The sequence below is a fragment of the Methanosarcina hadiensis genome (genome assembly GCF_046529725.1).
In the GTDB taxonomy this organism is placed as follows: Archaea; Halobacteriota; Methanosarcinia; order Methanosarcinales; family Methanosarcinaceae; genus Methanosarcina; species Methanosarcina hadiensis.
On record NZ_CP136241.1, the window covers coordinates 904,882 to 917,301 of the forward strand.

At 39.0% G+C, this 12,420-nt stretch carries 10 protein-coding genes, 2 tRNA genes and 1 pseudogene; 9 read left to right on the forward strand and 4 right to left on the reverse strand.

Annotation, left to right across the window (positions count from 1 at the left end; translation table 11 throughout):
* The first annotated feature begins 7 nt into the window (after positions 1–7).
* Entirely contained in the window at positions 8–568 is a 561-nt protein-coding gene (gene pyrE, locus RSJ42_RS04025) for an orotate phosphoribosyltransferase (RefSeq protein WP_410509402.1), read from the forward strand.
* Between the two features lie 75 nt (positions 569–643).
* Here pyrE and RSJ42_RS04030 read toward each other — a convergent pair whose 3' ends face one another.
* Complete coding sequence (locus RSJ42_RS04030; protein WP_410509403.1) at positions 644–955, reverse strand: carboxymuconolactone decarboxylase family protein; 312 nt, start codon at positions 953–955, stop codon at positions 644–646.
* Positions 956–1,418: 463 nt separating this feature from the next.
* Here RSJ42_RS04030 and purD point away from each other — a divergent pair, with 463 nt between their 5' ends.
* From purD to RSJ42_RS04055, 5 genes are all read left to right on the forward strand, one after another.
* A complete protein-coding gene (gene purD, locus RSJ42_RS04035) occupies positions 1,419–2,720 on the forward strand; it encodes a phosphoribosylamine--glycine ligase (RefSeq protein ID WP_410509404.1) in 1,302 nt (433 codons plus the stop codon).
* Between the two features lie 125 nt (positions 2,721–2,845).
* A complete protein-coding gene (gene argF, locus RSJ42_RS04040; RefSeq protein WP_410509405.1) occupies positions 2,846–3,754 on the forward strand; it encodes an ornithine carbamoyltransferase in 909 nt (302 codons plus the stop codon).
* 157 nt (positions 3,755–3,911) lie between these two features.
* Positions 3,912–3,996 (forward strand) — tRNA-Leu (locus RSJ42_RS04045).
* A gap of 342 nt (positions 3,997–4,338) precedes the next feature.
* Positions 4,339–4,656 (forward strand): SMR family transporter, encoded by a 318-nt coding sequence (gene sugE, locus RSJ42_RS04050; RefSeq protein WP_410509406.1) that lies wholly within the window; start codon positions 4,339–4,341, stop codon positions 4,654–4,656.
* A 53-nt stretch (positions 4,657–4,709) separates the two neighbouring features.
* Positions 4,710–5,198 carry a GbsR/MarR family transcriptional regulator gene (locus RSJ42_RS04055; protein WP_410509407.1) on the forward strand — a complete coding sequence of 163 codons (489 nt, stop codon included), beginning with the start codon at positions 4,710–4,712 and terminating at the stop codon, positions 5,196–5,198.
* Between the two features lie 174 nt (positions 5,199–5,372).
* On the opposite strand, the gene RSJ42_RS04060 is transcribed toward RSJ42_RS04055, so the two are convergent.
* A complete protein-coding gene (locus RSJ42_RS04060) occupies positions 5,373–6,128 on the reverse strand; it encodes a hypothetical protein (RefSeq protein ID WP_410509408.1) in 756 nt (251 codons plus the stop codon).
* Between the two features lie 580 nt (positions 6,129–6,708).
* On the opposite strand from RSJ42_RS04060, the gene RSJ42_RS04065 reads away from it, so the two are divergent.
* Both RSJ42_RS04065 and RSJ42_RS04070 read left to right on the forward strand, forming a co-directional pair.
* Entirely contained in the window at positions 6,709–7,356 is a 648-nt protein-coding gene (locus RSJ42_RS04065; protein WP_410509409.1) for a hypothetical protein, read from the forward strand.
* Between the two features lie 113 nt (positions 7,357–7,469).
* Positions 7,470–7,554, forward strand: a tRNA-Leu gene (locus RSJ42_RS04070).
* Between the two features lie 7 nt (positions 7,555–7,561).
* Here the strand turns inward: RSJ42_RS04070 and RSJ42_RS04075 are convergent.
* Both RSJ42_RS04075 and RSJ42_RS04080 read right to left on the reverse strand, forming a co-directional pair.
* Positions 7,562–8,782, reverse strand: a complete 1,221-nt coding sequence (locus RSJ42_RS04075; protein ID WP_410510313.1) for a histidine kinase dimerization/phosphoacceptor domain -containing protein — start codon at positions 8,780–8,782, stop codon at positions 7,562–7,564.
* 12 nt (positions 8,783–8,794) lie between these two features.
* Positions 8,795–9,862 (reverse strand): annotated as a pseudogene (locus RSJ42_RS04080) (PAS domain-containing protein); the annotation flags it as partial.
* 2,219 nt (positions 9,863–12,081) lie between these two features.
* Here RSJ42_RS04080 and RSJ42_RS04085 point away from each other — a divergent pair.
* The gene (locus RSJ42_RS04085; RefSeq protein WP_410510314.1) at positions 12,082–12,417 is read left to right on the forward strand and encodes a DUF488 domain-containing protein; all 336 of its coding nucleotides are present in this window, start codon (positions 12,082–12,084) and stop codon (positions 12,415–12,417) included.
* Positions 12,418–12,420 lie beyond the last annotated feature (3 nt).

Genomic DNA, 12,420 nt, shown 5'->3' on the forward strand with positions numbered 1-12,420 from the left:
TGAGAAAATGAGTAAAATAAATTCGAAAACAGGAAATGACTTTGAGGAACAGAAGCAGGAACTTATCGCAGCCCTGAAAGCCTGCGGAGCTGTCCGTTATGGGGACTTCACACTTGCTTCGGGAAAGAAAAGCAAGTATTATATAGACATTAAGAAAGCCAGCACTGACCCCAGGACCCTGAAAATAATTGCAAGGCAGGCAGCCCTCAGAATAAAAGAAATGGATGTGGACACGGTCGCAGGTGTTGAACTCGGAGGCGTGCCTCTGGCAACAGCTGTTTCTATGGAAACCGAGCTTCCCCTTCTTATAGTGAGGAAGTCTGCCAAAGAGTACGGCACAAAAAGCAGGTTTGTAGGGGACATTAAACCCGAGGACAGGCTTGTAATGCTTGAAGATGTGACGACTAGCGGGGGCTCGGTAAGGGACGCAATAGAAGTTGTCAGGGAAACCGGAGCCAGTGTTAAATATGTAATTACGGTAGTTGACAGAGAAGAAGGGGCAACAGAAAAATTAAAAGAAGCAAATGTTCAGCTTGTTCCTCTTGTAAGTGCAGGTGACCTGCTGTAAGTGCAAATAACCTGTTAAAGTAAGGGAAGTGCCGGAAGTGCCGGAGCACTTACCCAACCTTTATTTTTGTAAAAGTTATAATTCCCCTTCGAAACCTTTTATTGCGGCAGGCAGGCACTCCAGAACTGAAGCAAAACCCGAATGGTGGAGATTCAATACTACCGCGCCGACAATTTCATCCCGGGTTGCGCCTTCTTTTTTTGCCATCATTGCGTGCATCTGCACGCCTCTCGGGTTTCGATTCGCAGTCTGGATAGCAATGTTGATCAGCTGTTTTGACCTGGCATCGAGCCCTTTTAAAGCCTTCTGGGCTTCAATAAGGTCATTAAAACGCGCTGCGACCTCAGGGCATTCATTCAGGAATATTTCATAAGGGTTCTGATTCATAAGTCTCGTCTCTTAAATGATTTTCTTATTTTTTTTATACAAAAAAAATTGTTTTGGATTCACAGGACTTTAAACGCTATTACTTTTGCTTATGGCTAAACGTACTTAATATGTGATTATTTGTCTTATTTTGACAAAGTGTGTTAAACCAAGTTCTGGGATAAATAAAAACTGGGACTCTAAAAAGAAGTTGAGACTAATTGGTTTTTATATAAATTCAAAGCTTAACAATGAGAAGATATTTATCAGAAGAAATAGAGAATTAGGAAATCCTTTATTGTGTTATTGATTAAAATACTACATATAAAAATAAAAATTTTAATTCGAAAGAAAGGTCTTGTGAGCCCCAAATCCATTACCTTTTTTTTCACTACATTTCCTCATCAGGTAAAAATAATAAATTTCAGATTGAAATCATAAATTTCAGATTGAATAATAATTTTTTTAAACAAGGAGAATGAAAATGAATATTTTGCTTATCGGCGGCGGCGGAAGGGAACACGCTGTTGCCGAAGGAATAAAGAAAAGCAAGCATAACCCCACCCTTTATGCGTTAATGTCAAAGAAAAATCCGGGAATTGCAGCCCTCTGTGAGGACTTCCTCCTCGAAAAAGAAACAGAGGTCGAAAAAATTGTCGAATATGCAAAAGCTAGGGGCATTGAAATGGCTTTTGTCGGACCTGAAGCCCCACTTGCTGCTGGAGTTGCAGATGCCCTCTGGGATGCCGGAATTCCTGTAGTAGGCCCAAAGAAAGCCTGTGCTGTAATTGAATTTGATAAAGCCTGGGCAAGAAATTTCATGAAGAAATACGGGATCGAAGGCTGCCCCGCCTACGAAGTTTTTACGGAAGAAGCTCCAGCACACGCGTTCATTGAAAAACTGGGTGACGTTGCAGTCAAGCCCTCAGGGCTTACAGGCGGAAAGGGAGTAAAAGTGATGGGCGACCAGCTTCCTGACCTTAAAGCTGCAAAAGAATATACAAGCGAACTCCTGGAAAAAGGGCCTGTAGTCATCGAGGAGCGTTTCATAGGGGAAGAATTCACCCTGCAGGCTTTCGTTGATGGAAAAAACCTTGCCTATTTCCCTGCAGTGCAGGACCATAAGAGGGCATTCGAAGGAGACCTGGGGCCAAATACAGGCGGAATGGGCTCATACACCGATTCGGGAGAAATCCTTCCTTTCATGCTTCCCGAAGACGTCGAGAAGGCAAAAAATATTATGCAGCATACCGTGACAGCCCTGCGTGAGGAAACAGGAACCGGATACCAGGGCATATTATACGGGCAGTTCATCCTCACGTCCGGCGGTCCCAAGGTTGTGGAGTTCAATGCCAGGTTCGGAGACCCCGAAGCTATGAATGTTATCCCGCTAATAGAGACTGACTTCGTAGATATCATGTCTGCTGTGGCAAAAGAATCTCTTGGGAATCTGCCTGTGAAGTTCAGCAGAAAAGCAACGGTTTGTAAGTACGCAGTTCCGGCAGGCTATCCGGACAACCCTGAGAAAGACAGTGAAGTAGTTGTAGGAGATATAGGGAAAGCTTCGGTTTACTATGCAAGCGTCTACGAAAAGGAAGGCAAAATTTACACTACCAACTCCAGAGCAGTCGCAGTTGTAGGTTGTGCAGACACAATAGAAGCTGCGGAAAAGATTGCTCAAAATGCTCTTGAAAATATTCACGGTAAGCTCTTTTTCAGGAAAGACATAGGCACTGCCAGTCTTATCCAGAAAAGAATAGATCATATGAAAGAACTTAGAGGCTGATTGTTTAAAAGCTGTGCAGAGTATTCTGTATAAACACGGGTAGATGTATTATGCAGTAGTATAAAGCAAGCCTGCATTCAGCCAGAAGTTTAAATTCAGCCAGAAAGAAGTCGGGGTTTGAGACCATGAAGAGAGATGTACTTTCCATAACTGACCTGTCCAGGGAGGAGATTTATGAACTCCTTGAATCGGCCGCTGACCTGAAGAAAAAACGTAAGGCAGGAGAACCTACCGAATACCTGAAGCACAAAAGCCTTGGAATGATTTTCGAAAAATCCTCTACAAGGACAAGGGTATCCTTTGAAGTTGCAATGACAGACTTCGGAGGGCATGCACTTTACCTGAACTCCAGGGATATCCAGGTAGGAAGAGGCGAAACCATTGAAGACACTGCAAGGACCCTTTCCGGTTACCTGCATGGGATCATGGCAAGGGTTATGAGCCACGAAACCGTGAAAAAGCTTGCCGAATTCTCGACCATACCTGTGATCAATGCCCTTTCAGACCGGGAACACCCCTGCCAGATACTTGGCGATTTCATGACCATCATGGAGTGCAAAAACAGGTTTGAAGGCCTGAAATTTGCCTGGGTAGGCGACGGAAACAATGTCTGCAATTCTGCCCTGCTAGGTTCGGCAATTATGGGAATGGAGTTTGTCATTGCCTGCCCGAAAGGCTACGAGCCCAAAGCTGAGTTCCTTGAACAGGCAAAAGCCCTCGGAGGCAAGTTCACAATTACGGATGACCCGAAAGTTGCTGCAAAAGACGCAGATATAATCTATACTGATGTCTGGGTCTCCATGGGGGACGAGGCAGAGCAGGAAAAGCGCCTTAGAGATTTTGGTTCTTTCCAGGTCAATACCGAACTCCTTGGGCTCGCAAAGCCAGATGTAATAGTAATGCACTGCCTGCCTGCCAGGAGAGGCCTTGAGATTACGGATGAAGTCATGGACGGCCCGAATTCCGTAATCTTTGAAGAGGCAGAAAACCGCTTGCATGCGCAAAAAGCCCTTATCCTGAAATTGATGAGATAAAGATTTCATCAATTTCTCCTATTATTGGTTGAGAAGTTCCAGATAAACTAAATATATTTTTTAGGTTAAGGCATTTTTCACCTTCAAGAGGGTATTCAAGGAAAAAGTATAAGAACAAAGAGCACAACTATGTGCTGCTGAACATAAGCCACATCATGCGAGAGTTGCCCAGCCAGGTCAAAGGCGCTGGATTCAGAGTCCAGTCTTGTAGGAGTTCGTGCGTTCGAATCGCACCTCTCGCATCCAAATAATTTTTATTAAACTCTACATTTTTTTCTGATTCTTTAAGTTTCTTGTGAGTTGTGGCAAGATGCTTTTCTAGGCGACATCTTAAAATTCTGGTCTTGTAGGAGTTCGTGCGTTCGAATCGCACCTCTCGAACTGATCTATTGGGATATATACAAAAGCCAGAAAAGTACGAGTTTATGTGATGTTTTTTCATAACTATGTTTTGACTTTTTGCTCAAGTTATTTTTGAATCTCCCACTATTGTGAGTTAAACGAATTCTTCTTCCAAAATATATAAATACAAATTTAACATCAATAGCTTTTAATAAATATTAAAAGCTACGAAAGGAATAATTATGGAATGGATACTTTTAATAATTGCAGGATTATTTGAAACCGGATGGGCAATCGGGCTAAAATACAGTAACGGATTAACCAGATTCTATCCGGTGGTGTTTACGGTTATTACTTTAATTTTAAGCATGTATTTACTGGAAAGAGCTCTGAGAACATTGCCTGTTGGCACAGCTTATGCAGTTTGGACAGGTATTGGTATTATTGGGACAACGGTATTGGGAATACTCCTTTTCAATGAGTCAATGAATATAACACGAATCTTCTTTATTGGATTAATTGTCGTTGGTATCGGCGGACTAAAACTGGTATCAGCCTGATTATCTATCTCCTAATATTTGATAGGAAATACTCAGATTCATGAGTGAGAATAATGAAGGATATTGAAGAAAAGATAATTGACATTGGTCATGAGATTTTTAAAGGCTATGGGGTTGATGATATCACTGCACAAATCCTATCGATACTTAACTTTGAATCAAATGAAATAAGTATGGAGGAATTGGCACGGAGAACAGGATATAGCCTTGCTTCCATCAGCCTTAAGATTAAAAATATTGAACAATATTGGAGCATAAAAAGGATATACAGGCCAGGGTCTCGCAAGACATATCTATATATGGAAAAAAACCTGCTAGATGCTTTCGCTATCCAGATCAGAAACGGATTTGAAACCGAACTGGACATTGCAAAAACGAAAATAACTCCCCTTATAAGAGAATATAGAGAAAATGCAACTACTCAGGAACAAAACACTAAACTCCATACGTATGAAAATTATCTCTCTGAAATTAATAAGTTTGAAGAATTGATCCGCCATATATATTGTCAAATCGATCATCTAAAAAAGAATCAAACTTAAGTTATTACTAACTTTAGATCACATAATGAATTCGGTGGCAAAGTCTGTGGCCTGAGATAAGTGTAACCGCAGTGGAATACTTTACAGTTTTGAATAATACTGAAAACAATATCTTAGAATGTGAACTGGAGTCCAGCTGCAGGAATTCGTGCGTTCGAATAGCACCTCTCGCATTCAAACTTTTTTCATTAATCTTTTCCAAATTAAAACTAAACTACCTAATATACCAACTATAGCTGCCAATACCGCGTCGATGAGTGTCAAATGTGTTAAACTATTTTGAATGATGTAATAGGGGCTGACTTCAACTTCAATTTCCTCCTCTAGAGCTGTAGATGTATAATAATCTGCATTAGAGGTTCCATAAGAAGTTGAAGAGATTACATATTCAACAAGTAATATAAGGGTCTGCCTCCCAGATTTTTGTGGCGTTACTTTCCATTTCCAGTTAGTAATTCTTTCTCCTGATATAGGCTGAATATCATTAGTTAGTGGAGTTATTATGAAAGCTCCTTCTTCTTTTCCCTGTAATGTAAGTTTCATTTTTGGTGTTACTGTAATGTTCTTGGATTGGAGCGTTTCATTTTCTTCAATTATTTTTACAATATTTTCAGAAACATTTCTAGTTATATATACTTCAACAACTTCAGTTTCTCCAGCTTTCATTTTTTCAGATGGATTGAATATAACCTGTCCTTGTTTTTCATATGTTTCAAGGTAATATTTAAGATAATCCTCTTGATCTGGAGTTACGGCTTCCATTGGGCCACCTATGCTAGGCTCTTCTACTTCAGGAACTTCTTCAATTGGAGCACCTTCTTCGGATGGTTCCTCTTCATAACCTTCTTCTCCAATACATCCTGCTGAAGTAATTACACAAAAAACAAATAATGTCAATTTTAATATACTATATTTTATATATTCAGCCATATAATTAATTTAATAAATATTTGATATAAATATATAGGAAAATTAGTTATGCAAACGAGCACTCAATGTTACATCAAATTTGATTTTATCTTTGTCATTTAGATCTATAACTTGAAAAAAAATATCAGTAGAACTAATATAACGCAATCAATATCCCTAATTAAATCGGGCAAACTTTAAAATCTGGTTATTTAAATAGACTAACATTCCGAGCATAAAAAGTAAATTAAACATAGTAAATATGTATCTTTACCCAGCCAGACCAAAGGTGAAGGTTCATAGATTATCCGCATAGGAATTCGTGCGTTAATTTTAATTGAATCTTATTATTTTTTTACAGCTTTTACATCTATAATGTTAAGGAATGGTAGAAAAATAACTATAAATTTCCACTCTGGAAATAGCTTTATAATCCCAATTTTCAAGTTCTATCAGAGACAAATCAGCATATAATGGTTTGAAATTATATTTTCTTCATTCATTAAGCATGATGAAAACTGAAGATAAGATAAAGGATTCTGGAAAAGCTCCCAGGCCAACAAATCCCCCAGTGTTAGAAGCTAATATGGAAGGATAAGGAATGGACTTTTCACCCGAGGACAGGGCGTGGCTTGACAATGATCCTGATATTAAATTCGGCTCTAAAGAGCTGGGCTCTGGTGGTGCTGGTATAGTCTATGAGCTTGATAATAATCCTGACCTTGTGATCAAAGTGCCAAAAAGGTTCATACCTTATACTGATACTGAAAAAATGCAGGATATTGATGCAAGAGCTAACTTATTTAGAGTGCTGCTTCTTAAAGAAATCGAAACTTACAACAAGCTTAAAAAACTAAAAATTATTATCCCTACCCGAGTGGTAAAGCTTGGAGTAAAAACAGCAGATGGAGAGGACTATTTAGGATTGGTTCGGCCCAAATTAAAAACTTCTTTATCTGATTTAATGAAGCTGTCAGATGAACAACTTTTAGAGTTTCGAGAAAATTTGGTCGAGCTTAGCGAAGCGGGCTATGAGGTTGCAGGGTGGCTTCAGGTGGGAGTAGACCGTTTGGGAAAAGTTCAGATTTACGATATTGGGGATATAAAACACTGTGAAGATAAAAAAAGTGCGTATACTGGAAATGATAGTAAGTGGTATACATTTTTATATTGCACCGAAAAAGTAAAATATTTTTTTAGTGATCCATCAAGGATAAAGACTTTTTTCAAGCTTTACAAACTCTATTAACTGATTTTCCATTTCTCCTTTTTGTGACACGCTTTATATCATGCCTCAGTTTGTTCCGGGAGAGCAGCCAGGAAGAAAAGAGTCTTTTTCGTTATCAGTAAACGTTATAAAATGCGAGGGTTGCCCAGCCAGGTTAAAGGCGCCATATTAAGAGTATGGTTTCGCAGGAATTCTTGCTTTCGAATCGCATCTCTCGCATTAATTTTTAATTACTGAATTCCTGTGGTTTTAAGTCAACTTGAGTCGGATCATCTTTCTCGATCACTGTGAATCTCATAGTAAACTCTGTTCCATTATTCCTTTTCAATTCAAACTCCCCATCCAGCTGGTCTACAAGAGAAATTACAAGTTGAAATCCAAGACTATCAATATCCTCGATATCAAGTTCTTCGGGAATGCCAACGCCATTATCTGAAATAGTTAGAGTGAAATTAGTGCTCTTAAAGTGTCCGGATATTTTTTCTATACACTCTTTGTTTTCCTCTCTATGGAGCTTAATCCTGATTTCTCCTTTTTCCCTGCCGGAAAACGCGTGTTTAAGAGAATTGGAGACAAGTTCATTAATGATCATACCGAGTGGAATAGACGTGTCCATATCAAAGAAAATATTTTCTTCTATATCCATATCCAGGACGATGCCGTCACTTCCAAATTTATAGGTGAGAAATAGATTGTCAGTGAGCTCCCTAATATACTGTGAAAAGTTAAGAGAGTCGATTGCTCCGCCCCTATGTAATTCTTCATGAATGAGAGCCATCGAAATGACACGGTTTTGACTTTCTTTGAATGCTTCCAGAACTTCCGAGTCCTTTATGCACTCTCTTTTATCGAATTTCTCAGCTTGGAGATCGAGCAAAGATGAGATCACCTGTAGATTGTTCTTGATTCGATGGTGGATCTCCTGCTTGCGAATAGTTTCAATTTTTTTCAAAAACTTATAAGCCTGCTCAAGTTCGGATGTGCGTTCCTGAACTCTTTCTTCTAAAGTTTCATTTGCTACCCTTAAGGCTTCTTCAACCTTCTTGCTCTCGGTTATATCAGTGATTGTTACTCCACAGGCGGTCTCTGAAAACTTCCACATACTCACGCTGTACCACCTGTCAAGAGCCATCCCATAGTTTTCAATCTGAATTATCTCGCCAGTTTTCAATGCTTTATCTATCGCCTCAGGCCAGTAACTCTCCACGGGGCCGACTGCCTCGCTCGCTTTGCGTCCGAGAACCTGCTCCTTCTTTAGCCCGGTCATTCTCTCCCACTCAGGGTTGACATCGAGATAGATATAATCGACCGGCTTTCCGTTCTCGTAGACTAGCTCCATTAGTTCGAATCCCTCCACCATCGAGTCGAACAATCTACGATACTTGGCTTCGCTTTCCTTTAGCGCCTGCTCGGCCCGCTTGCGCTCAGTAACATCACTGAAAATCATTCCGAAGCGATTTTTGATTGGCAGAGGGAATGCGTAGACGCTGAACCAGCGGTCGAGGGAGACATTATACTCTTCGAATCTTTTAGGCTCGCCACTGCTGACCACTTTACCATACCGTTCAAACCATACAGGTTCTACCCTGTCAAGAAACTCGGTGACTCGTCTGCCAATGACCTTCTCGGGGCGTAGATCCGTCTGTCTTTCATATGCCTTATTAATCTCCAGGATAACATAATCAACAGGTCTCCCTTCCAGATCAAACTCCATTTCAGCAATGGAAAAACCTTCGCCCATCGACTGGAAAAGCGTACGATACCGTTCTTCACTTTCCCGCATCGCCTCCTCGGCTCGCTTGCGTTCGGTGATGTCATTAAAGAGGATGCCGACCCGCCGTTGCTCGGGATCGCCGGTACGAAAGGCGTAGACGTTATAGTAGTGACCGAGAGCATGAGCCGGATTCTCAAAGCGCACGGACTCGCCCGTTAAGGCGACATTCCCGTAGGTCTGAAACCAATACTCCTCGAGCTCGGGGGCGATGTCTCGCATCCGTCGACCAACAGCGTTCTTGATGCCTGTCTGCCTCTCGAAAGCGGCGTTGATCTCCAGAAAGCGGTAGTCAATCGGGCAGTCTGTTTCATCATAAATCACTTCGATCACACAGAAGCCTTCGTCAATCATTTCGAAGAGAGTATGGTACTTCTCCTCGCTCTTTCTTAACTCTTCCACCAATGTATCCTGTTCCGTCTTCTCTCGAGCTTCACTTACCATGTCCTTTTCGAATTCTTTCTGGTCACTTATATCAAATCCAGAGATATTCACGCGTTGTTCTTCAGGTAAGGGAGAAAAAATAACCAGGTATAGCTTATTTCCCACTTTAACTTCAATTTTCTCAGGGCTATTTCGAGAGACTACGGATTGCACAAGATCTACGATGCTCGAAGGTAGTTTTTCTCCAATTCCAGTACCCCATTCTTGCAATAAAGGTTCAGAGGCTTCATTTGAATAAAGAACAGTACCATTCCTGGCAACACTGAAAATAGGATTCAAATTCACAGCTAGTTGCTCCCTTTTTAATCTCATTTACTCCCCAGGCTCCCTCTCTCAGGCGAAAAAATGCCTGATCCTGAATGATCTTTAATTAAATTAATATTCTAGTTTTTATGCCCTTCAACTTCTGTTTTATAGTATGGAATAATCACATCTGGCTGTGTTTATAAGTTTAGGGATATACTATATGCCAGATATATTGGCTTTCATTATATGTCTAAACTTTTCTTCTTTTATATTACTACAATAATTTCAACCTATAATATAATCTTGAACTTATAAAATTTACTGTTGGCATCATTAATTACGATCTTTTATCTATAAACAGCGATTAAGTTAGTGATTAAAAATCTAAAGAAGTATATAAGCAGGAGGACTAAAATAAAGAGTGTTTTGTAAAAGTAAGAAGTGATATCAATATATTTATAAGTCTATCTATATATTTGTTGTATATAAAAAGTGTTTGGTTATAATTTCTGTCAGGAGAGGAGCCAAATAAATGTGTGCACCATAAAATAAAACTAATAAAACAATAAAAATCAGCTAAAGCATATATTTCTCAGAGTCTGGTTTCGTAGGAATTCTTGCGTTAGAACCGCATCTCTTGCATTCATTTTTTTCTTGTATCAGTTGCAGTCTTTAGCTCTTTATCTTTTCTTTAACCCTTTTTGTCATTAATCTTTGAAATTCAATTTCTTCAGGTTATAAGCTCTTGTAATGTAAAATTACAAATTTTAAGAGGTTTTTTAGCCAAAATTTAAAATACGTAAATTACTCTCACACAACACCAAAAAATTGGCCTTTAATTTACAGAACTCGCGATACGGTCAGAATTTTCATAGCAGCAATGAAAAAGCAAAAGAGAAGTTTGGAGCTGCGAATTGTTACTTTTACACGCCATTGCAGCGCAAATGGAATACATGGAGCTATCAATATACTGACCCTGTAGCCACCGGAAGAGAAGGAAAATGAATGCTTTATTGAAAAAATATACAGGCATATAATGAACCCTTATATACTGAAAATCCTGGAAAAGAGACAAGTTTCAATAAACGCAGAGTTGCCTGTCCTAAAAAAGAAAAAAATAAAGAAGTTTCAGGTCAATGTTTTTAAAGGTCCGGGATTCACAAATACATAATACAAAGCAAAAAGCAAGAACAGTATAGCTATTATTCCTATCGCAATGTATTGTATGTTTTTTGATTCCATAGAGTATAATTGACTTACACATATAAAAAATATATCTAAAGAAATTGCTTTTCTATTCATACCTGCAAGTCTAAAAAGTAGTAGTGGATAGTTGCTTCAGAAAAAAAAGGTTTTTCTGTGCTTATTCCTTCTGTTATGATTTAAAACAGAAAGATAATCCAAATAAGGTATTTGTTCGTGTGTTTTGCTGCTTAACTCATATACTGAAACATCATCAGGAAGTGTATTCCATGCTTCCTGTACTAATTTTTAGACCACGTAAAAAGAAAAAAGCTTACTATAAATTTTATATAAACACTCGATTTTCAAACAGTAAACAAGTCAACTTCAAACAGTAAACAAGTCAACTTGCGAGAGTTGGCCAGCCAATCAAAAGCTCGAGATTTTAAGTCTGGTCTGCAGGAGTTCGTATATTCGAATCACATTTCTCGCATTAGGTCTCTTTCTCTTTTTGCAGTCAGACATAATTTTCCCTTCTAGCATACCATCAGAACGTAACTTTTCCTTTGGACCTGCCCATGAGATGTACTATACAGGGCTATTTGTGTTTGTACCATTCCAACCACACTGTTTTATTGAAGGTTCTTTTTCATGAGATTTACTATACAGGGCTATTTGTGTTTGTACCTTACTTATTCTGAGTACAGGAAATATCAGAGAAGTATTCCACCATTAATAAAGAATGAAGATCATATGTTAGTTTAAAATAAATATTATGTTTAACTTTCCGGTTAAACAAAAACAAAATTATTACATCGAATCATGGGTCATTACACAGATACGAAAAGGATTATGGACTCTTATACAAAAAGATAAGAAAAAAGCTGGAAACAGAGTCCTTTTGTCCATATGAGCGGAAAGGATTCGCTCAAGAAATGTTCTAACGACTGACCGGGCACATTGTTAAAACTTCATTTATTTAACTAAGACCAATTCAAAAAGTAAAAACGAGTAAAAGAGCGAAACAGGTTCAAAATGAATGATTAAATGTTTAAATATTTAAATAACCAAAAGGGGGGAAGTAGCTGATTCGACTGAAAAGGATTTACGAGCATCCATCCGATCAGGATGGATTCAGGGTACTTGTTGACAGGCTCTGGCCCAGGGGGCTTCGAAAAAATGAGGTTAAATTTGACCTGTGGTTAAAGGAGATAGCTCCCAGTGATGAACTTCGAAAATGGTTTTCCCATGATCCTGAAAAATGGGAAGAGTTCAGGAGACGCTATCTTAAAGAACTGGAATTAAATGAGGATTATGTACAGGAACTCATAGAAAAAGCGAAAAAGATTGACCTTACCCTGCTCTATGCTGCAAAGGATGAAAATCTTAATAATGCTACTGTTTTAAAGGAGTTCCTGGAGTCCAGATTGCAGTGGTAATAA

What these genes read in the sequence shown, in the direction of transcription:
- pyrE (WP_410509402.1), top strand. Translation starts at nt 8, where the DNA reads ATGAGTAAAATAAATTCGAAAACAGGAAATGACTTTGAGGAACAGAAG.
- RSJ42_RS04030 (WP_410509403.1), bottom strand. Translation starts at nt 955, where the DNA reads ATGAATCAGAACCCTTATGAAATATTCCTGAATGAATGCCCTGAGGTC.
- purD (WP_410509404.1), top strand. Translation starts at nt 1,419, where the DNA reads ATGAATATTTTGCTTATCGGCGGCGGCGGAAGGGAACACGCTGTTGCC.
- argF (WP_410509405.1), top strand. Translation starts at nt 2,846, where the DNA reads ATGAAGAGAGATGTACTTTCCATAACTGACCTGTCCAGGGAGGAGATT.
- sugE (WP_410509406.1), top strand. Translation starts at nt 4,339, where the DNA reads ATGGAATGGATACTTTTAATAATTGCAGGATTATTTGAAACCGGATGG.
- RSJ42_RS04055 (WP_410509407.1), top strand. Translation starts at nt 4,710, where the DNA reads ATGAAGGATATTGAAGAAAAGATAATTGACATTGGTCATGAGATTTTT.
- RSJ42_RS04060 (WP_410509408.1), bottom strand. Translation starts at nt 6,128, where the DNA reads ATGGCTGAATATATAAAATATAGTATATTAAAATTGACATTATTTGTT.
- RSJ42_RS04065 (WP_410509409.1), top strand. Translation starts at nt 6,709, where the DNA reads ATGGACTTTTCACCCGAGGACAGGGCGTGGCTTGACAATGATCCTGAT.
- RSJ42_RS04075 (WP_410510313.1), bottom strand. Translation starts at nt 8,782, where the DNA reads ATGATTTTCAGTGATGTTACTGAGCGCAAGCGGGCCGAGCAGGCGCTA.